Genomic DNA, 19,858 nt, shown 5'->3' on the forward strand with positions numbered 1-19,858 from the left:
TCAGTCCTCTACTGCTTCGATTTTCTCCAGGCCGCCCATATAAGGTTTCAGCGCTGACGGTATCGTGACACTGCCGTCCTCGTTCTGGTAATTTTCCAGAACCGCAATCAGCGCCCGGCCAACCGCCGTTCCCGAACCGTTGAGCGTGTGCACGAAGCGTGTCTGCTTCTCGCCCGCAACCCGGTAGCGCGCATTCATGCGCCGCCCCTGAAAATCACCGCAGACGGAGCAGGACGAAATCTCGCGATAGGCGTTCTGCCCCGGCAGCCATACTTCCAGATCATAGGTCTTGCGTGCACCAAAGCCCATGTCGCCCGTGCACAACACCATGGTGCGGAACGGAAGGTCGAGCTTCTTCAGCACGGTTTCGGCACAGGCCGTCATGCGCTCATGCTCGTCAATCGCGCTTTCGGCATCGGTAATCGAGACGAGCTCCACCTTGTAGAACTGGTGCTGACGCAACATGCCACGCGTGTCGCGCCCAGCAGATCCCGCTTCTGAACGAAAGCACGGCGTCAGCGCGGTAAAGCGAAGCGGCAGCTTTTCGCCATCGAGAATTTCCTCGCGCACCAGATTGGTGAGCGAAACTTCAGCGGTGGGGATCAGCCAGTGATCATCGCCGGCGCGGAAAAGATCCTCGGTGAACTTCGGCAGCTGACCGGTGCCGAACATGGCATCGTCGCGCACCAGAAGCGGCGGCTGGACTTCCGTATAGCCATGCTCCAGCGTGTGCAGGTCGAGCATGAACTGCCCAAGCGCACGCTCCAGACGGGCAAGCTGCCCCGAAAGCACCGTGAAGCGCGAGCCCGAGAGCTTCGCCGCGCGCTCGAAATCCATCTGGCCGAGTGCCTCGCCGATCTCGAAATGCTCCTTCGCCCAGTTGGCGCGCTTCGGCTCGCCATGTTTGCGAACTTCCACATTGCCGCTCTCGTCAGCGCCAACCGGCACATCGTCGAGCGGAACATTGGGAATGCGCGCCAGCGCGTCGTTCAGCGCGGCGTCATGGCGCCGCTCCTCGGCTTCGCCATCCTGAACAAAGCTCTTCAGCTCCGACACCTCGGCCTTCAGCTTCTCGGCGAGCTCCTTGTCGCCGGAGGCCATCGCCTTGCCGATTTCCTTGGAAGCGGCATTGCGGCGCTCCTGCGCCTCCTGAAGTTTTGTCAGGTGCTGGCGGCGCGCTTCGTCGAGCGCCAGAAGCTTCGCGCTTTCAGGGTCCGCGCCGCGCTTATTCAGCGCTTCGTCCAGCGCCTGCGGGTTCTCGCGAATCCATTTGATGTCGAGCATGTCAGATTTCCAATCGCGGAGAGATTGCGGTGAACCGCCTCGAACGCGACAGGAAAGCCAGCAAATCTAGGCGGTCGGCTGGTCCGCTTCGTCGGTCTCGTCCTGCGCGGTCTTTTCCTTCTCGCGCTGGCGCTCGACCATACGGGCAGCCCAGATGGCAATTTCGTAGAGAAGGATGGTCGGAAGCGCAAGACCGATCTGGCTCACCGGATCCGGCGGAGTCAGGATCGCCGCTGCGACAAACGCCGCCACGATCGCATATTTGCGCTTGTCGGCGAGCCCCGTCGAGGTCAGAAGCCCCACCCGCGCCATCAGCGTCGTCACCACCGGAAGCTGAAACACCAGCCCGAAGGAGAGGATCAGCGTCATGATCAGCCCGAGATATTCCGAAACTTTGGGCAGAAGCGAGATCTGCACCGTGTTGTCCGGCCCCACCTGCTGCATGGACAGGAAGAACCACATGACCATCGGCGTGAAGAAGAAATAGACGAGCGCAGCACCAATCATGAACAGGATCGGCGAGGCTATCAGGAACGGCATGAAGGCCCGCCGCTCATTGCGATAGAGCCCCGGCGCGACGAATTTATACACCTGCAGCGCGATCACCGGAAAGGCAAGGACGAGCCCGCCGAACATGGCGAGCTTGATCTGCGTGAAAAAGAACTCCTGCGGCGCGGTGTAGATCAGATCCACCTTGTCCGCATCGAGCCCAGCCCATTGGGATGCCCACTGGAACGGGATGACGAGCAGATTGAAAATCTGTTTGGCAAAGAAGAAGCAGACCAGGAACGCCACGAAAAACCCGGCAAGCGCCCACATCAGGCGGGACCGAAGTTCGATCAGATGTTCGATCAGCGGCGCGGAAGACTGATCGATATCGTCGTCACGTTCGGCGTTCACGACTTGGCTCCGCTGGTCTTTTTTGCCGGCGCACGCTTGGCCGCGCTCGCCGTTTTGATTTTGCTGCCTGTTTTTGGCTTGGCCGTCGTCGCCGGCATTGTTGCCGGTGCTTTGGCCGCCCCCGGCTTCGCTGCCGTTTTCCGTGCAGTTCCCGTTTTGCTCTCCGCTGCGGCCTTGGGCTTTGCCTCACCGGGCATCCGGGTCGCGCCCGCCTTTGCCGGGGCCGCCGCTTGCGGTTCCTTGGACGCCGGCGCGCCTGATTTCGCCGCCTGCGGCTTCATCGCCGCATCGAGACCGGACCGGATCTCCTGCCCCACCTTCTCGATCGGGTTGAGATGTTTCTTGATCTCGTTGCGTGGATCGAGCTTGCGTGCGTCATCCACGAGGGATTTGACGTCATCAAGCTCCGCCTCCTGCAGCGCCTCATCGAACTGCTTGCGAAAATCGCCCGCCATGGTGCGCAATTTGGACGTCGTACGCCCAAAGGTGCGCAACATGCGCGGCAAGTCCTTCGGCCCGACCACGACGATCAGGACGATGGCGATCACCATGATTTCGGGCCAGCCAAGATCAAACATAGGTCACCGGATCGGATAGCGAGAAGTGAAGACGCTGCTGGAAAGCAGCGAATCAGCCGGACTTTTTCTTGCTCGGCTTGCTTGCTTCCTTCACCGGCTCATCGGCCTGATGTTCGACCGTCTTGGTCGTGTCCTCATCATCGTCGGACATGCCCTTTTTGAAGCTCTTGATGCCCTTGGCCATGTCGCCCATCAGCTCGGGGATCTTGCCGCGCCCGAAAAGGAGCAGCACCACGACGAGCACGATAAGCCAGTGCCAGATTGAAAAGGAACCCATGATCAGTCTCTTTCACCAATTGCCATTGATTTGATTTATGCGCTTTCGCGCGATGTTTCAAACGATTGTCTCTCGAATACGAGAACATCGCTCTCGATTACATTCAGCCAGATATCCCGCACACCCGGTTGCAACTGCCCGCAGCGCACCCGCGCCCGCACGTGACGGTCGGCACCAGGTATCGCAAGCTCGAGAAACTCCACCACGCCGAGGAACCGCCGCGAAACGATCCGCGCCGGCACGGAACCATGCTCTTGATCCACCAGAAAACCGGACAGGCGGACCACAACAGTCGCATCCGCGCCCTCTTTCAGCCCGTTTGCCGAGAAACGCCCCAGAGGCGTTTCGACATTGCCCCCGTGCACCTGCCCGTCAAACTCGTTGATCTCGGAAAAGAAACCGGCCACGAAAAGATCGGCGGGGCGTCGATAGAGCTCTTCGGCGGTCCCCACCTGAACAAGCTTCCCGTCCTTGAGAAGCGCAATCCTGTCTCCCATGCGCATGGCTTCTTCGGCATCATGCGTCACCACGACAGCAGTCGCACGGCTTTGCCGCAGAATGGAAAGCGTTTCGGCCCGCACACTGTCTTTCAAACGGGAATCGAGCCCTGAAAATGGCTCATCCATCAAAAGCACCGCCGGCCGCGGCGCCAGCGCCCGCGCCAGAGCGACACGCTGCTGTTCACCACCCGAAAGCACGTGCGGATAGGCACCGGCATAACCTTCGAGCCCGACGCGCTCGAGCGCGATCATTGCTTCTTTCTGCGCTTCCTCGCCCGACAGTGCGGTCAGGCCAAATCGCACATTGTCGAGAATCGTCAGATGCGGAAACAGCGCAAAGTCCTGAAACACAAGACCGATAGAGCGCTTCTCGGGCGGCAGAAATACATTTGGCCCGGCAATTTCCCGCTCATTCAGAAACACCCGGCCCGAGCGCTGCGCTTCAATGCCGGCCGCAATCCTGAGAAGGGTCGTCTTGCCTGATCCCGAAGGTCCGAGAAGACAAAGCACCTCACCGGGCTCCGCGCAGAGCGACACGTCTCTCAGTGTTTGCGTTCCCGAAGGGTAAGCGTGGCTGATATTCTGGAAAGAAAGACGCGCCGCGAAGCTGACGCCGGCCGTTCCACGCGCCGAACTGTGCTTCTTATTGTCCATGCACCGGTATCCCTGGATGGATCGCAGGCGGCCCCTGTCCCGCAGGACTTCCGTCAATCATCCTCAGCGAGCGGTGTCAACAGACCAAGTTCCTCCAGATCGATATCCGTCAACGGATCTTCATCTTCTGTGAGTTCGTCCGGATCGGTCATTGGCTGTGGCACGGAGAAATTGGCCGGCATTCTGGCGGAGAGCAGCCCAGCTCCTTTCAGCTCATCGATACCCGGCAGATCGCGCAGTTCCGACAGACCGAAGTGATCCAGAAATTCCGTGCTGGTTCCATAGGTTACCGGACGTCCGGGCGTGCGGCGGCGACCACGCATCTTGACCCAGCCCGTCTCGAGCAGAATGTCGAGCGTCCCCTTGGACGTCTCCACACCGCGAATTTCCTCGATCTCCGCACGCGTGACCGGCTGGTGGTAGGCAATCACGGCCAACATTTCGAGCGCTGCGCGCGACAATTTGCGCTGCTGAACCGCATTGCGATTCATCAGGAACGAAAGATCGCTAGCTGTCCGAAACGCCCAGCTGTTTTCGACGCGAACGAGGTTCACCCCACGCTTTTCATAGTCTTTTTGAAGTTCGGTCAGAGCTGCGGCAACATCGGTCCCGTCGGGCAGACGCTCAGCCAACGCCCTTTCGGCCACCGGTTCTGCACTTGCGAAAATAATGGCCTCCACCATCCGTTTGACCTCGACGAGATGCGGCGAACGCGCCTCAGAAGCGTCGTTTTCCGGCTCGCCTTCATTGGCGACGAGGCGCACTACATTGCTGTTTTCAGTCATCGGCATTCTCAAAGAGGCTGGCCGGCGCCTTCTTGCCCGTACGCATGTAGATGGGCGCGAAGGGTTCCTGCTGACGGATTTCGAGAGCTCCTTCACGCACCAGTTCGAGAGAGGCGGCGAAAGCGCTTGCGGTTGCTGTCGCGCGTTCCTCCGCGTTGGCCATATAGCGGATGAGAAAATGATCCAGCGCGGTCCAGTCTCCGAATTCACCGATCATGCGCACCAGGATTTCCCGCGCCTGTTTGAGCGACCAGACGCCACGCTTGGCAATGCGTACATTCGTCACCGCACGGCGCTGACGCTGAGAGGCATAGGCGGTAAGCAGATCATAGAGCGACGCTGTAAAGGCGCTCTCCTTCTGAACGATCACCGACTCTGGCATTCCACGAGCAAACACGTCCCGGCCCAGACGGTTACGATTCACAAGCCGCGCCGCCGCATCGCGCATCGCTTCCAGCCGTTTCAGACGGAACTGAAGAAGTGCCGCCATTTCCTCACCGGTCGGCTCTTCATCCTCCGGCTTCTTGGGGATCAGCAAGCGTGATTTCAGATAGGCAAGCCAGGCCGCCATCACCAGGTAGTCGGCGGCCAACTCCAGCCGCATCTTGCGTACTTTTTCAATGAAAGCGATGTATTGCTCGGCAAGGGCGAGAACCGAGATGCGCGCCAGATCCACCTTCTGCGTACGTGCCAGGTGAAGAAGAAGGTCGAGCGGTCCTTCAAAACCATCGACGTCAACCGTCAGCGCAGGCTCGGAGACACCGTGCTCCTTTTCCTGATCGTCCCACAGCTTGTCCATGGGTGCCGGTTTGACGGCGGATTTTTCAGCGTTTTGCGCCAAGCGTCATTGACCTTTTTCGTCAGGCGACCGCCGCGAAGCACTCCTCGAATTCAGCGCGCGCAGCCAATTCTTCCGTACCGTCCCCCGGATTGAGGCAAGCCAGTGCACGTTTGGCCCGCTCCAGGCTCTTGCCCGACAATTCAGGCGCCTTTTCGGCGACAGCCTGCATTTCCGGCATAATCCCATGACAGTGAAGGACGAGATCACAGCCCGCCGCAAGGATTGCTTCGGCCCGTTGCGAGAAATCCCCAGAAAGTGCGTGCATCGACACGTCATCGCTCATCAGGAGTCCGTCAAAGCCGATTTCGCCTCGAATGATGTCTCGGATCACCTTGTCCGAAGTGGTCGCTGGCCGCTCTCGGTCGATCGCATGAAAGACGATATGTGCAGTCATCGCCATCGGTAGGTCCGCTAGCGCCTTGAATGGCACAAAATCATGCGAGCGTAGCTCATCCAGGGAAGCTGTCACCTCGGGCAGCGCCTTGTGGCTGTCCGCAAAGGCCCGCCCGTGGCCCGGCATGTGCTTCATCACCGGGAGAACCCCCCCCGCCATCAGCCCCTCACTCGCCGCCCGACCAAGTGCGATCACCGTCTGCGGGTCATGAGCGTAAGCACGATCCCCGATCACGTCATGCGCACCGGAAACGGGAACGTCGAGTACCGGCAGACAATCCGCGGTGATCCCATAGCGCCGGAGATCCATTGCATGGAGACGCGACATCAGCCACGCTGCGCGCACTCCCAGGTCCGGATCCTTTGCAAAAACCCTGCCCAGTTCACTCGCCGTCGGATAATTGGCCGCCAGAGGAGGACGCATACGCTGCACCCTGCCACCCTCCTGATCGATGAAAACCGGCGCATCGGGTCTCCCGACACTGTCACGCATGGAAGCGACAAGATCGCTCAACTGCGCAGGTTCATCCACATTGCGCGCGAATAGGATAAAGCCCCAAGGGCGCTCGTCGCGATAGAAGGCGATTTCATCCGCCGTCAGCTTCTTCCCCGTCGCGCCGAGGATCATGGATTTTGATTCGCTCATGACAACAGGATAACCGGGCTCGGGAATCTGGAAAAGAAAACAAAAAACCGCCGCGCGATGGCGGCGGTTTTGACTGGTCTTGTTCCCAGATCACTTCGAAACGAAGCAACTGCCTCCTGCCGACTTGAGCTGCGAGCAAAGACGGATTGCTTCGTCTTTCGAGGATGAGGGTATACGGACACGATAGTATGTGCCCTTTCCTGCGATCTCGGCCTTGACGATGTTCACGCCTTTCCCGGTCAGGAGACCTCCGTAGCGTTGCGCCATGTCCTGATAGGACTTTTGCGCGGCTTCCACGGTCGGCTGGGAGGAAATCTGCACTGACCAACCGTCCGAACCGGAAGTAACCGGTGCCGGAGCGGGTGTCTGGGCAACAGGTTGCGCCGGCTGACTGGGGGCTGCTGCGACCTGAGCGGGCTGGGATGTTTCAACAGTTCGCGGAGGCTGCGCTGCTGTTGCAGCGGGGCGTGAGGGCGGGACCGGTGCGGTGACCGGTACACTGCCCGCGGTAGCATTCGCATCTTCCGATGATCCGTTCAGCGGATCTGCACTCGCAAGGCGCGCATCCGGAGGTGTTTCCTGGCTCGTTTGCGGCTGTGCGATCGTAGCTCCAACCTGCGATGCGGGAACGCTGTCATTCCCGGTCGCCACAGCGGCTTCTGCATTCTGTACCGGCGCTTCCGGCTCGCGAGGAACAATCGTGCCGTCCGGCCGAACCACCATCGTGCGCACGCGGCGTGGCGTCATTGCCGTCACCGGCTCGCTGGTCGCGGTCACCGTATCGCCGGCGCCCGGCGTCAGACGCTCCTCCGACTTTGGCGCAGCTTGCGGAACATCGACCGGTTCCTCGGCCGTCGAAACAAGCCGTTCCTGAACGGGATCAGTGCCGGCATCGGCGCCCGAAACCCTCTGGTAGACCTGATTATCCTGATTTGGAACCTGTTCTCCGCCGGGTGTTTCCGGCTTCACTTTGATGGGCTCATTGTCGGCTCGGACCACCACCGGTGCGGAATTGTCCTCACCGCCGCCCCCAAAGGCAAAAACGCCCACAAGCGCGAGAATGACGACGCCTCCCGCAACACCGAACATCGCCAGGTTCCGACGGCTTGAAAGCAGTCCGGGACGCGCGGACACAGCGGCCGCCTCAGGCGCGAAGGAGGCTTGATCCCGCTCGAAGTCCTCCGACGGATCTCCCCAAGAATCCACATCCGAAAGCGCGAAGGCGTCGGCTGCGTCCGGTTGCTGGTTGTCGCCAGCCACCTCTTTGTCTTGGCCAGCGGCGTTATCCGGCTCGTAAAAACTGTCTGCGAAGGCGGTTTCGAAGCCGAAATCGTCCTCGTCGCGGGTCTGCTCCGTGGGCTGCAGTGCAGCAGCGGCATATGCATCGGCGGGGACAGTTGCAAACGGCTCATCGCTTGCATCCGAGTGCGTTGCAGCGGGCAAACTCTCGCTGTCGCCAAAGGCCCGTGCCAATGCCAGTTCGAGATCATCGGATCCCGCCTCGGGCACACGCTCTGGTTCGCTCACGAACTCGGGAATATGCGCGGCGTCCTCCACCTGCACCCGTTCATTTCCGGGCACATCGACTGTATCGATATGCGGCACGGATGGTTCGGTTGCCGGGGACCGAGTGCCAGGGGAATGCTCCGGCTGCTGCCAGAAAGGTGCAGAAAGAGTGGCATCCACTGGGTCATCCTCGACCGACAGTTCCGACTTCGGCTCAACAGCCTCGAATACGTCCCAGGCGCTCTCGTCCTGCAGGCTTTCATCCGCTTCCGGCTCTATGGCCGGCTCCACAGGCAACGTTTCATCGGCAAACCCCGCCGAAAGCTGCTCTTCAAGACTCGCGGTAAAATCATGCTCTTCGTGTGCAACCGCTCCGGCGACCGCACTCGTCCGCTCGGTTCCCTGAGCTATTGAGGAGGCGAAGGCCTGCGGCGAAAGAAACGGGTCCGCACTGGCCGCTATGTCTGCAGCCGGATCGAAACTCGCCGGAACTTCAGATTGCCCGGTGTCTTCGACATCGTCGAATTCGACAGGGTGGTCAACTGCAGCCCTCTGGGGCTCGAAAAAATCCTCCGGTTCGGGTGTTCCCGGTTTCTCGTCGATTTCCGCATGATCAGATTGATGCGCAAAAGAAGCCTCGGCACCGGAGGTTCCGAAGTTCTGATCAGCGACCTCTTTCTCAGGACGGAACCAATCCTCGTTGGCCAGGGAGGCTTCGAGATCGTTGTCAAGTTGGGCGAAGTCCTGATCGCTGAAGTCCAGGTCATCAGCCTCCGCAGCCCCTTCCGTCTGCTCTTCACGGATGAATCCTGTTTCGGCAACAGGGGCGCTGGGATCGGTCATATCCAGGTCAACCCCGGAGAATTGAGGCTCGATCGCTTCAGTCTCAAGGCTCTGTGGATCAAAAACTTCGGGAGGTTCGGAAGATCTGACAACTTCTTCCTCAGAGGCCGAAACGGCCGACAGGTCGTCAGCAGGCTCCAGCCGCATTTCGCTTTCAAAACTGGCAGCAAAACTCTCGTCGAGTTCGTCGGCCATGTCGGCCGCGATATCAACCGCAGGCTCACCAGGAGCCTGCGTCGCCTCATCAGCATCGAAACGCCAGTCGCTCGATGGCTGAGGCTGCCAGTCGTTCTGGGGAACTGCTTCCTCATGAACCTCGTCGGAAAACTCTGCCAGATCGCCAAGCAATTCGTTCTCGAGCTCAAGCGCGAGGTCATCGCCCTCCTGCTCGGCCTCATTGCTGGACGCCTCGGCGCGCCGTGGATCGTGGCCCATAATGCGGGTCAGTTCCGCAAATGGGTCGTCCTCAGAAAAAACGGCGCTATCCGCGCGTTGGTTCGAGCTATGATCTGCCATGCTTTTTTCCGCACTCACACTCGGTAGACGCCCGCGACGTCGTACAATTGTCGGGTACCAGCGCAATGTGGGCAAAAGGTGACAGACCACCGCACCCCTTTACGGGATGCGGTCAGCGCATCTCAGAAGGCGCCTCGGCCCCGATCAACGCAAGCCCGGATGTCAACACATCGCGAACTGCCTGCACCAGACCCAGTCTGGCATAGGTCAATTCTGGATCGTTAACCTTAACAAAACGTAAGTCGGCTGTTTCGCTGCCCTTGTTCCACTGAGCATGGAACAGGCTTGCCAGGTCATAGAGATAGAACGCCAACCTGTGCGGTTCCATTACCTGGGCAGCACTTTCGATCAGTCGCGGGTACTCCGCCAGCTTGCGAACCAGCGCCAATTCGCCTTCATCCGTAAGCTTGCCAAGCTGAGCCTTCATCTCAGTCCGACTGAATTCGTTCACGCCGAGTTGCTCGCCTGCCTGCCGAAATGCCGAATAGCTTCGGGCGGAAGCATACTGCACATAGAAGACGGGGTTATCCTTCGACTGTTCCGTCACCTTCTCAAAATCGAAATCGAGCGGAGCGTCGTTCTTGCGGTACAGCATCATGAAGCGGATCGGATCACGTCCCACCTCGTCCACGGCCTCCCGAAGGGTAACGAACTCCCCTGCCCTCTTTGACATGCGAACAGGCTCGCCTCCGCGAAATAGCTTTACGAGTTGGCACAGAAGCACTGTCAGGTCGACGCTGTCCTCCGCGAGAGCACGCGCTACGGCCTGCAATCGCTTCACATAGCCGCTATGGTCAGCGCCAAGCACGTAGATCAGATGTTCAAAACCCCGATCCAGCTTGTCCTTCATGTAGGCCACGTCAGCCGCGAAATAGGTGAAGCTGCCATCCGACTTCATCAATGGGCGATCAATGTCGTCCCCCACTTCCGTCGAGCGGAAAAGCGTCTGCTCGCGATCCTCCCACTCGTCGGGCTTCTGCCCCTTCGGTGGCGGCAGTTTGCCCTTGTAGACATGCCCCTTCATCGTGAGGTCGTTAATCGCCGACCGGATCATCCCGCCATTGCCCTCATGCAGTGAGCGTTCCGAAAAGAACACATCATGGCGAATGTTCAACGCGGCGAGATCGTCCCGGATCATCGCCATCATGCCTTCGACAGCCCTGTCCTTGACGATCGTCAGTGCCTCAGCGGAGGGCATTTCAAGAAGCTTCGTGCCGAACTCGTCCGCAAGCGTCTGGCCCAGCGGTACCAGATAATCCCCCGGATAGAGCCCTGCAGGAATTTCGGCGATCTTCTCACCCAGCGCCTCGCGGTAACGCAGCATCACCGATTGGCCGAGCACATCGATCTGCACGCCCGCGTCGTTGATGTAATACTCGCGTGCCACGTCATAGCCGGCGAAGGACAGAAGATTGGCAAGCGCATCGCCCACCACCGCGCCACGGCAATGCCCCACATGCATCGGTCCGGTCGGGTTGGCCGAGACATATTCGACATTCACCTTCTGGCCCCGCCCCATCTGCGAGCGGCCGTAGTCGATACCGAGATCCAAAATCTCGCTCAGCCGCGCCTGCCAGAAACTGTCGCTCAGCTTCAGGTTCACAAAACCTGGCCCGGCCACCGTAGCCGCAGCAACGTCGGGATCGGCCTCAAATGCTTTGGCGATCTTCTCGCCCAGCGCTCGCGGATTCTCACCGACGGCCTTTGCCAGCACCATGGCTGCATTCGTCGCCACGTCACCATGGCTCGCATCACGCGGCGGTTCAACAGCCACGCGCGAAAGGTCAAGCGCCTCACCGCTGCCAGATTGCAGGTTGAGAGCTTCAATGGTCTTGGCGACCCGATCTGTGAAATCGGCGAAAATGTTCATGGACGATGTCCTGAAAGAAAGATCTTTGTCGTCCGCACGATGGCGGAATTGCGGTTGGCACTAGCTCAAATCAGGAGTCTGGTCAAACAGACGCTGATGCTCCTTCACCGCGTAGGTGTCCGTCATGCCGGAAAGAAAATCGGCCACCAGGCGGGCCTTCTCGCCGTCCTCTGCTACCTCCAAACCATCACGCCACCCCTCGGGCATCTCACGCGGGTTGTCGAAATAAGCGTCGAACAGGTCCTTCACGATCCGGTCGGCACGCGCTCGAACCGCTAAAACCGTCTCATGGCGATAGAGATTGGCGTAAAGAAAACGCTTCAGTTCTTTTTCTTCCGCCGCCATCTGGTCCGAGAATGCGACAATCGTGAAACCCGCATCGTGCACCGCGTCCGCACTGTCCGGTCTCAGAACCTCCAGCCGCTTTCGCGAAGCCACAATCACGTCTTCCACCATCGCCGTTATTTGCCGCCGCATGAGTTCATGCCCGCGGCGCACCGGATCGAGCTCGGGATAGCGGCGTCGGATCTCTCCAAGAATCCTTCCCGGCAGGCCAACCTCTTCCAACATTTCAAGCGTCAGGAGCCCGGAACGCAAGCCGTCATCAATGTCATGCGCGTTGTAGGCAATATCATCCGCAATCGCTGCACATTGCGCTTCGATACCCGCGAAACGGGCCAGTTCCAGGTCATGTTGGGCGACATAGTCGAGAATGGATTGCGGAATGGGGCCATCCAGCCCTTCGCCTTCACCATTCATGAGCGGACCGTTGTGCTTGACCAGACCTTCAAGCGTTTCCCAGGAAAGGTTGAGACCATCGAACTCCGCGTACCGGCTTTCAAGCTCGGTCACGATCCGCAGAGATTGGGCATTGTGGTCGAAACCACCCCATCGCGCCATGCGTTCGTCGAGCGCGTCCTCTCCGGTATGTCCAAACGGCGTATGGCCGAAATCATGCACCAGTGCGATGGCCTCCGCCAGGTCCTCGTCACAGCACAGCGCACGCGCAAGGGCACGTGCTATCTGCGCCACTTCGATCGAGTGGGTCAGCCGCGTGCGATAGTGGTCGCCCTCATGGGCGATGAAAACCTGCGTCTTGTGCTTCAGGCGTCGAAACGCCGTAGAATGGATGATGCGGTCCCGGTCGCGCTGAAAAGGTGTGCGTGTCGGGCTCTCGGGCTCCACCACAAGCCGCCCGCGCGAGGCCGCCGGATCTGTCGCGTATACGGCGCGCGGGCGATAGCCGAAACCGATATTCTTCAAACCCTGGTCCGTTTCCATGCTCCGCAACATCCTTTCGGGCAGCCCACCCCGGCCTGCCTTTGCTCTCGCCTGAAACCCGACCGCGTCGCTCAGGTTGACTTGCCGCCTTCGGCTTCATACCTATTCAATGAACACGAACGCAAGGTGACCGTCAGGACAACCATCATGGGCATGGACGTGGGTACGGATATGAAGAGCGTTGAACTAACGGAAGCTGCGGCAAAGCGCATCGCAACCATTCTCAAGGACGAGCCGGGCAAGATTGCTCTGCGCGTCTCTGTGGAGGGTGGCGGCTGCTCGGGATTTTCCTACGCGTTCGACCTCACGGATCAACGAAACGAAGACGATCACGCCATCGAGCGGGACGGGGCAACCGTCCTTATCGACGATCTGTCACTCGTCTATATGGGCGGATCCGTGATCGACTTTGTTGATGATTTGATCGGCCAGTCCTTCCAGATCAAGAACCCGAACGCTGTCGCCTCTTGTGGCTGCGGCACCAGCTTCTCGATCTGACCTTTCTTCACAAATCATCGTTTCTTTGAGAAAGCGCCGCGTATTCCTGCTGCGGCGCTTTTCGTTTCTCTGATTGCCCCCCCCCAACCGGCTCCACACGATCATCTGAACCCTTTCTGCTGAAGCACCGGGTACAAACGCAGGCGCATCCATCTACCGTTTTTGACGACAGTCCGATTTCAAACATAAGTTGCAGAGAATACCTGATATCTACCGAAGGGAATTGTTCAACATTTTCTGCTTGGATCGCGCCTGTTTCGGTTTAAGGCAAAAATCCGTCGACCAAAAACCCTCAGTCATCCAACTGATCGAAAGACGTCAAGCTTCCCATGCCCTCTCTTCAAGCTCTCAAAAGGTCTGCCCGATACGAGCTGATCCGCGCCGGCTTGGAGGGCACGGCCCTGGCCCTGAATTTTGGTTTGCCGCTGACCAACCCACAACGCGGTGTGATATTCGCCCTCCATCATGTGGATCCGGAAAGCCCGGCAAACTGGGCACCCAATGCCTGGCTGAGCATAACGCCCACCTTCCTCGAACAGGCCATCGAGGTCTGCAAGGAAGAGGGTCTGATACCTATTGCTCTTGAAGATTTGCCCGAACGGCTTGCTGATCCTCAGGACACGCGACGATATGTGTGCTTCACATTGGATGACGGCTATCGAGACAATGCACGTTTCGCCGCACCCGTCTTCCAGCGCCACGCGGTGCCCTATACGATCTTCATCACATCGGGCTTCGTCGAGCGCACCAGATCAATTTGGTGGAAGACCGCTCAAGACCTCGTCATGAGGACGGACGACGTCGATCTTTCGACGTTCGGAATTGACACACGCGTAAACATCGAGCAACGGGCCGAGCGGGTCGCATTGTTCGACCGTCTGGCAAACGCCGTAAATGATGCGGAGAACGAAGACACTGCCATCGCGCGACTCGATAGTCTGGCAGCGGCACATGGTATAGATCCACTCGCGATCACTGAACATTTGACGATGAATGCCCGTGAGCTTGCCGAGCTCGCAGCAGATCCCCTTGCCCACTTCGGCGCACACACACTCACGCATGCAAATCTGACCAAGGTGGATGACAAGCGACTTGAAACGGAAATGGTCCAGTCGGCGGCGAGAGTTGGTGGCTATGTGGGCGCGAAACCCACCACCTTCGCGTATCCATATGGATACGCGTCCGCTGTCGGTGCACGGGAGATCGCAGCCGCGAGGCAGGCAGGTTTTGTTGCCGCAGTCACCACGAGACCTGGCCTCCTGTCCGAGACGTCCGGCAAGGCGGCAACGGCGCTGCCACGGGTTTCGCTCAACGGCTTCTATCAGCGCAAGCGCTATGTGCGCGCGCTCTTGTCCGGCCTTCCGTTTCGCCTTCGACAAACCTGAAGCCTGACGGGCCGTTGCCCGGCACAGTTTGTCAGTATCCTGCACAAGGCGGTTGCGGCGCATTCCCGACCAACCTAAGAAAGAGTCGAGTTGTGGAAGGGCCCCATGAAGATCGCTACCTGGAACATCAACGGCGTCAAGGCGCGCATCGACAATCTTCTGCACTGGCTTGAAGAGTCCAGTCCGGACATCGCCTGTCTTCAGGAAATCAAATCGGTCGACGAGCTCTTTCCCCGCGAACCGATCGAAGCACTCGGCTACCATGTGGAGACCCATGGTCAGAAAGGCTTCAACGGCGTAGCACTCCTTTCCAAACTACGTTTCGACGAGGTCAATCGCGGCCTGCCCGGTGATGACAGTGACGAACAGGCCCGCTTCATCGAGGGTGTGTTCTCCACCGATAAAGGCGTTCTCAGGGTCGTTTCGCTCTACTTGCCGAACGGCAACCCCGTCGACAGCGAAAAATTCCCCTACAAGCTCGGCTGGATGGAACGCCTCGAAAAGTGGAGTGCTGAGCGTCTCAAGCTGGAAGAACCCTTGGTTCTGGCAGGCGACTATAACGTCATCCCCGAACGGGAAGATGCAAGAAATCCTGAAGCCTGGGTAGGCGATGCCCTGTTTCGCCCCGAAAGCCGGCAGGCCTTCCGGCGGTTGGGTGCCCTGGGTTTCACCGACGCATTGCGCGCTGTCAATCAGGATGATGGCGTCTACACGTTCTGGGATTATCAGGCAGGTGCCTGGCAGAAGAACAACGGCATCCGCATCGATCACTTGATGCTTTCTCCGGAAGCCGCCGATCATATAGGCGCGGTGACGGTCGAAAAGCACACGCGCGGATGGGAAAAACCATCCGATCACGTCCCTGTCGTGCTTGAGCTGAAGTTGCGCCCCGTCTGAACGCCTGGCCGCATTCACGTGTGGCGATGGCCAGATATCGTCCCGCGTGTTACCATGATCACATTATGCCCATGTTACGGCACCTCGGGATTGCCGCTCTGGCGATCACGCTCTCTCTACCGATCGCAGGCATCTCTGCGGCCGATTGCCTGTGCCGTGCCAATGGATCCGCTTTCCGTCAGGGGCAAACAACCTGCCTCCCGCTTCCGGACGGACCACGGCTGGCGCGGTGCGAGATGGTTCTCAACAATTCATCGTGGAAGATTCTGGACCAGGCATGCATCCAGACGTCAAAGCATCTGGAAAAACCTGTCCAAGAGACGGTGGCGCACTATAGCGGCTTGTCTGGCCGGCACTAAAGCCCAGCCGCTTCAATGATCAATCGAAACCATTGTCGCGCAGATCATGCGCCAGCGCGATGGCCGTGCGCCGATCCGATTCTCCGGCCAGAGCGAAGGCCTGCTCTTGCATGGCGCGGATCCAGCCAACATCGTGCGGCGCAGCGCGGTCGAGTGCTGCCGTCATCATCGCCAGACCCTTTACCACGCGACCACTTTCAAACAGGATATGCCCGAGCATGGCCTGTGCGCCCGAATGCCCCTTCTCGGCAGCGAGCTGGAACCAGCGCGCAGCCTGCTGCACACTCTGGGCCACGCCGTCGCCATCCAGAAACATCCGGCCGACCTGGTACTGCGCTTCCGGATTCCGATAGGTCGCAGCCGCCCGCATGAAGTGTTCCTGCGCGGCCAGAGGATTGGCACGTATCGGGCTGTCGGGAATGCCGGTTTTAAGATATTTTCCAAGTGCAACAAGTGCGTCCGAGACATAGGTCTCGTCCGGGCTGCCCGGTCGAACATCCTGCTGCGCCACCGCCGAGAAAAACTTGAACGCCTCACGATCATTACGGGCGACGCCGTCACCTTCGGCATACATGCGGGCCAATTTCCAGCGCGCGCCCACCTGACCGTTCTCGGCCGCGTAGCGGTACGCTTCCAGGGCCTCTTCCTTGTCGCCCCGCTTGTAGGCAGAGAAAGCGAAGCGGAAAACGGCCCATGGGCTCCGCTTTTCCTGCTCCTGAATCACAGCGTTCTCGTCCAGCGCATGGGCGGTGCCCGGCAGCGTCACGAAGGACGCTACCAGACCGGCAAGAACAGCTGTTTTCCCTGCTTCAAATATCCGCATAACAGTGCGTTTCTTTCTTTGCCCCGGGATGGGTGACGGCGCCATCGCGGGCCGGTCCAACCGTCTGGGCATATTTCCAGATCGCGCCGGACTGATAATCCGTCTCGCGCGGCTTCCATTCCTTCGCGCGCTCTGCGAGTTCTTCATCGCTGAGCGCCACCTCGATCGTGCCGACCTCGGCATCGATAGTGATTACATCGCCATCCTTCAAAAGGCCGATCGGCCCACATGCTGCCGCTTCCGGCCCCACATGGCCGATGCAGAAACCGCGGGTCGCTCCCGAAAACCGGCCATCGGTGATGAGCGCAACCTTGTCGCCCATTCCCTGACCGTAGAGGGCTGCCGTGGTCGCGAGCATCTCGCGCATCCCAGGTCCGCCCTTCGGGCCTTCGTAGCGAATGACCAGCACCTCGCCTTCCTTGTACTTACGCTCCTGAACGGCAGCAAAGCACTCTTCCTCGGAATCGAAGCACCGTGCTGGGCCCGAGAACGTCAGGTTCTTCATGCCCGCCACCTTCACGATCGCCCCTTCAGGCGCGAGATTGCCCTTCAGGCCAACCACGCCGCCGGTCTTCGTGATCGGATTGTTCGCCGGACGAACCACATCCTGCTCGGCGTTCCACGGAACATGCTCCATGTTTTCGGCAATTGTGCGGCCAGTCACCGTCATGCAATCGCCATGCAGGTAACCGTGCTCCAGAAGCGACTTCATGAGGAGCGGGATACCGCCGGCTTCAAACATGTCCTTGGCGACATATTTGCCGCCTGGCTTCAGATCAGCGATGTACGGCGTCTTCTTGAAGATTTCCGCCACGTCGAACAGTGTGAATTCGATCCCCGCTTCGTGCGCAATCGCAGGCAGGTGCAGCGCCGCATTGGTCGAGCCGCCCGAAGCCGCAACGACAGCTGCAGCGTTTTCCAGAGCCTTGCGGGTCACAATGTCACGCGGGCGGATCTGCTTGGCGATGAGCTCCATCACCTTTTCACCCGATGCATAATTGAACCTGTCACGCATCTCGTAAGGAGCAGGCGCGCCACACGAATAGGGCAATGCCAGGCCAATCGCCTCGGCAACTGTCGCCATCGTGTTGGCCGTGAACTGCGCACCGCAGGAACCGGCCGAAGGGCATGCTGCCTGTTCGATCTCGGTCAGATCCTCATCGGAGATCGAGCCCACCGAATGCTGGCCGACGGCCTCGAATACGTCCTGAACAGTGATCTGTCGGCCGCGATAATTGCCCGGCAGGATGGAACCGCCGTAGATAAAGACAGATGGCACGTTGAGGCGCACCATCGCCATCATCATGCCCGGAAGCGACTTGTCGCAGCCCGCCAGGCCGACCAGCGCATCATAGCAGTGGCCGCGCATGGTGAGCTCGACAGAGTCGGCAATGACCTCGCGCGACACGAGCGACGACTTCATGCCCTGGTGTCCCATGGCGATGCCGTCCGTCACCGTGATGGTGGTGAATTCGCGCGGCGTGCCATGAGCAGCAGCCACGCCCTTCTTGACCACCTGCGCCTGACGCATCAGCGAAATGTTGCAGGGTGCAGCCTCATTCCAGCAGGTTGCGACACCCACGAGCGGCTGTGCGATCTCTTCTTCCGAAAGCCCCATGGCGTAGAGATACGAGCGATGCGGAGCCCTTGCCGGCCCAACAGTGACGTATCGGCTTGGAAGTTTGTCTTTCGAAATTGCTTTTGCGTCCATAATTACCCCAGCCGCAGCGCGCGGCACTTCTCCTGAACAGTCGGTTGTGTCCCGTGCGCCATCGAGCATTTTCGATGCGCCGGGTTTATGGCGGGAAATTGGCGTTTCGTCCCGCCCCATTCTTAACCGAATGCTTATTGAGAAACTGTTGCCAAATGAACACATTGTCCTGTGCACAACAGTCAGGGGCTGTCAGGAGCGGGAACAGGGCGCAAAAAGCGCCCTGCCCGACCTCGCGATCTTAGGGCTGTATTCCCTGTTCTTCCCGCTTCCGCGCAATGATCGAGGCGACGATTGAGCCCCCTATCAGCAGCACCGTGACCGAGAGAGCCAATGGTGAGGGAATCTTGATCCAATGCGCGACCAGCATTTTTAGACCGATGAACATCAAAACCAGAGACAGCCCGGTTTTGAGATGCTTGAAGGTCCGCATCATGCCCGAGAGGACAAAGAACATCGCGCGCAATCCCATCACCGCAAAGACGTTGGACGAAAAGACGATGAAAGGATCGTTGGATATCGCCAGAACGGCCGGAATGGAATCGACCGCGAAGATCAGATCCGTGAATTCGACCGTCACCAGCACGACAAAGAGCGGTGTCATGAAAAGAACGCCGTTGCGCTTTGTCAGAAAGCGCGAGCCTTCATATTCTTGCGTGACACGCCCGGTTTTCATCAGAAGTTTCACGATCCGGCTTTCCCCCGGGTCGATCATCTCTTCGTCCGAAGTCATCATCTTGAAGCCGGAAAAGACGAGAAGCGCCCCCAGCGCCATACCGATGATCATAAACTGATCGACCAGCTTTACGCCCGGAACGATCAGCGAAAGACGCATCACGATCGCGCCGAGAATGCCGTAGAAGAGCACGCGATACTGCGCTTCGGAAGGCACCTTGAAATAGGTGAATATGAGCGCGATGACGAAGATGTTGTCGAGAGAAAGCGCCTGTTCGATCAGATATCCGGTCAGGAACTCCGCGCCCCGATCCTTGCCGCCGAAGTAGAACACGCCCATCGCGAAGATCATGGCCAGCGCCACATATCCGGCGACTGTCTTCATCGCTTCGCGCGTCGTTATGACATGATCGCGCCTGTGTAGAACAAAAAGATCGAAAAAGAGAACTACGGCCACGAAGGCCAGAAACCCGGGCCAAAGCCAGTCATGCGTTGTCATGGAGAGATACGAGGTTTGCGCCGCGTTTGCGCGTTGTCGTTCGATCCGACATCACAGGCAACGCCTTGCCTGCCAGAGGGGCCCGGATCGGGTGACTGCTCTTATGTGCGGCAAAACACGAGACAATACAAGTCTTG

17 protein-coding genes are annotated in these 19,858 nt (G+C 59.2%); 3 read left to right on the forward strand and 14 right to left on the reverse strand.

What is annotated here, in order from left to right; translation table 11 throughout:
* The 11 genes from serS to KW403_RS00970 form a co-directional block, all read right to left on the reverse strand.
* Positions 1-1,284 (reverse strand): serine--tRNA ligase, encoded by a 1,284-nt coding sequence (gene serS / locus KW403_RS00920; protein ID WP_223020925.1) that lies wholly within the window; start codon positions 1,282-1,284, stop codon positions 1-3.
* Positions 1,285-1,350: 66 nt separating this feature from the next.
* A complete protein-coding gene (tatC, locus tag KW403_RS00925; protein ID WP_223020926.1) occupies positions 1,351-2,184 on the reverse strand; it encodes a twin-arginine translocase subunit TatC in 834 nt (277 codons plus the stop codon).
* Positions 2,181-2,762: a Sec-independent protein translocase protein TatB gene (gene tatB / locus KW403_RS00930; protein ID WP_223020927.1), complete on the reverse strand. Its 582-nt coding sequence runs from the start codon at positions 2,760-2,762 to the stop codon at positions 2,181-2,183. Before tatB ends, tatC begins: the two co-directional genes overlap by 4 nt.
* A 52-nt stretch (positions 2,763-2,814) precedes the next feature.
* On the reverse strand, positions 2,815-3,039 hold the full coding sequence (locus KW403_RS00935) for a twin-arginine translocase TatA/TatE family subunit (protein ID WP_223020928.1): 225 nt from the start codon (positions 3,037-3,039) through the stop codon (positions 2,815-2,817).
* Positions 3,040-3,074: 35 nt separating this feature from the next.
* The gene (locus KW403_RS00940) at positions 3,075-4,193 is read right to left on the reverse strand and encodes an ABC transporter ATP-binding protein (protein ID WP_223020929.1); all 1,119 of its coding nucleotides are present in this window, start codon (positions 4,191-4,193) and stop codon (positions 3,075-3,077) included.
* A gap of 53 nt (positions 4,194-4,246) precedes the next feature.
* Entirely contained in the window at positions 4,247-4,978 is a 732-nt protein-coding gene (gene scpB, locus KW403_RS00945) for an SMC-Scp complex subunit ScpB (protein ID WP_223020930.1), read from the reverse strand.
* Complete coding sequence (locus KW403_RS00950; protein ID WP_223022381.1) at positions 4,971-5,777, reverse strand: segregation and condensation protein A; 807 nt, start codon at positions 5,775-5,777, stop codon at positions 4,971-4,973. The genes scpB and KW403_RS00950 overlap by 8 nt, the downstream gene beginning before the upstream one ends.
* Before the next feature lie 61 nt (positions 5,778-5,838).
* Positions 5,839-6,858, reverse strand: coding sequence for a beta-N-acetylhexosaminidase (nagZ, locus tag KW403_RS00955; RefSeq protein WP_223020931.1), 1,020 nt, complete (start codon positions 6,856-6,858; stop codon positions 5,839-5,841).
* Positions 6,859-6,948: 90 nt separating this feature from the next.
* Positions 6,949-9,723, reverse strand: a complete 2,775-nt coding sequence (locus KW403_RS00960; RefSeq protein WP_223020932.1) for an SPOR domain-containing protein — start codon at positions 9,721-9,723, stop codon at positions 6,949-6,951.
* A gap of 112 nt (positions 9,724-9,835) precedes the next feature.
* A complete protein-coding gene (argS, locus tag KW403_RS00965; protein WP_223020933.1) occupies positions 9,836-11,593 on the reverse strand; it encodes an arginine--tRNA ligase in 1,758 nt (585 codons plus the stop codon).
* Positions 11,594-11,653: 60 nt separating this feature from the next.
* Complete coding sequence (locus KW403_RS00970; protein WP_223020934.1) at positions 11,654-12,874, reverse strand: deoxyguanosinetriphosphate triphosphohydrolase; 1,221 nt, start codon at positions 12,872-12,874, stop codon at positions 11,654-11,656.
* 147 nt (positions 12,875-13,021) lie between these two features.
* Between KW403_RS00970 and erpA the strand changes: the two genes are divergently transcribed.
* The 3 genes from erpA (at position 13,022) to xth (ending at position 15,654) form a co-directional block, all read left to right on the forward strand.
* Positions 13,022-13,372 carry an iron-sulfur cluster insertion protein ErpA gene (gene erpA, locus KW403_RS00975; protein WP_223022382.1) on the forward strand — a complete coding sequence of 117 codons (351 nt, stop codon included), beginning with the start codon at positions 13,022-13,024 and terminating at the stop codon, positions 13,370-13,372.
* A 329-nt stretch (positions 13,373-13,701) separates the two neighbouring features.
* Positions 13,702-14,757: a polysaccharide deacetylase family protein gene (locus tag KW403_RS00980; protein WP_223020935.1), complete on the forward strand. Its 1,056-nt coding sequence runs from the start codon at positions 13,702-13,704 to the stop codon at positions 14,755-14,757.
* A gap of 105 nt (positions 14,758-14,862) precedes the next feature.
* Positions 14,863-15,654, forward strand: a complete 792-nt coding sequence (xth, locus tag KW403_RS00985) for an exodeoxyribonuclease III (protein ID WP_223020936.1) — start codon at positions 14,863-14,865, stop codon at positions 15,652-15,654.
* 378 nt (positions 15,655-16,032) lie between these two features.
* Here the strand turns inward: xth and KW403_RS00990 are convergent, their stop codons facing one another.
* The 3 genes from KW403_RS00990 to KW403_RS01000 form a co-directional block, all read right to left on the reverse strand.
* Positions 16,033-16,836, reverse strand: coding sequence for a tetratricopeptide repeat protein (locus tag KW403_RS00990; RefSeq protein ID WP_223020937.1), 804 nt, complete (start codon positions 16,834-16,836; stop codon positions 16,033-16,035).
* On the reverse strand, positions 16,823-18,547 hold the full coding sequence (ilvD, locus tag KW403_RS00995; RefSeq protein WP_223020938.1) for a dihydroxy-acid dehydratase: 1,725 nt from the start codon (positions 18,545-18,547) through the stop codon (positions 16,823-16,825). Before ilvD ends, KW403_RS00990 begins: the two co-directional genes overlap by 14 nt.
* A gap of 241 nt (positions 18,548-18,788) precedes the next feature.
* On the reverse strand, positions 18,789-19,721 hold the full coding sequence (locus KW403_RS01000; protein ID WP_223020939.1) for a TerC family protein: 933 nt from the start codon (positions 19,719-19,721) through the stop codon (positions 18,789-18,791).
* Positions 19,722-19,858: the final 137 nt, after the last annotated feature.

Source organism: Nitratireductor kimnyeongensis (assembly GCF_019891395.1).
In the GTDB taxonomy this organism is placed as follows: Bacteria; Pseudomonadota; Alphaproteobacteria; order Rhizobiales; family Rhizobiaceae; genus Nitratireductor; species Nitratireductor kimnyeongensis.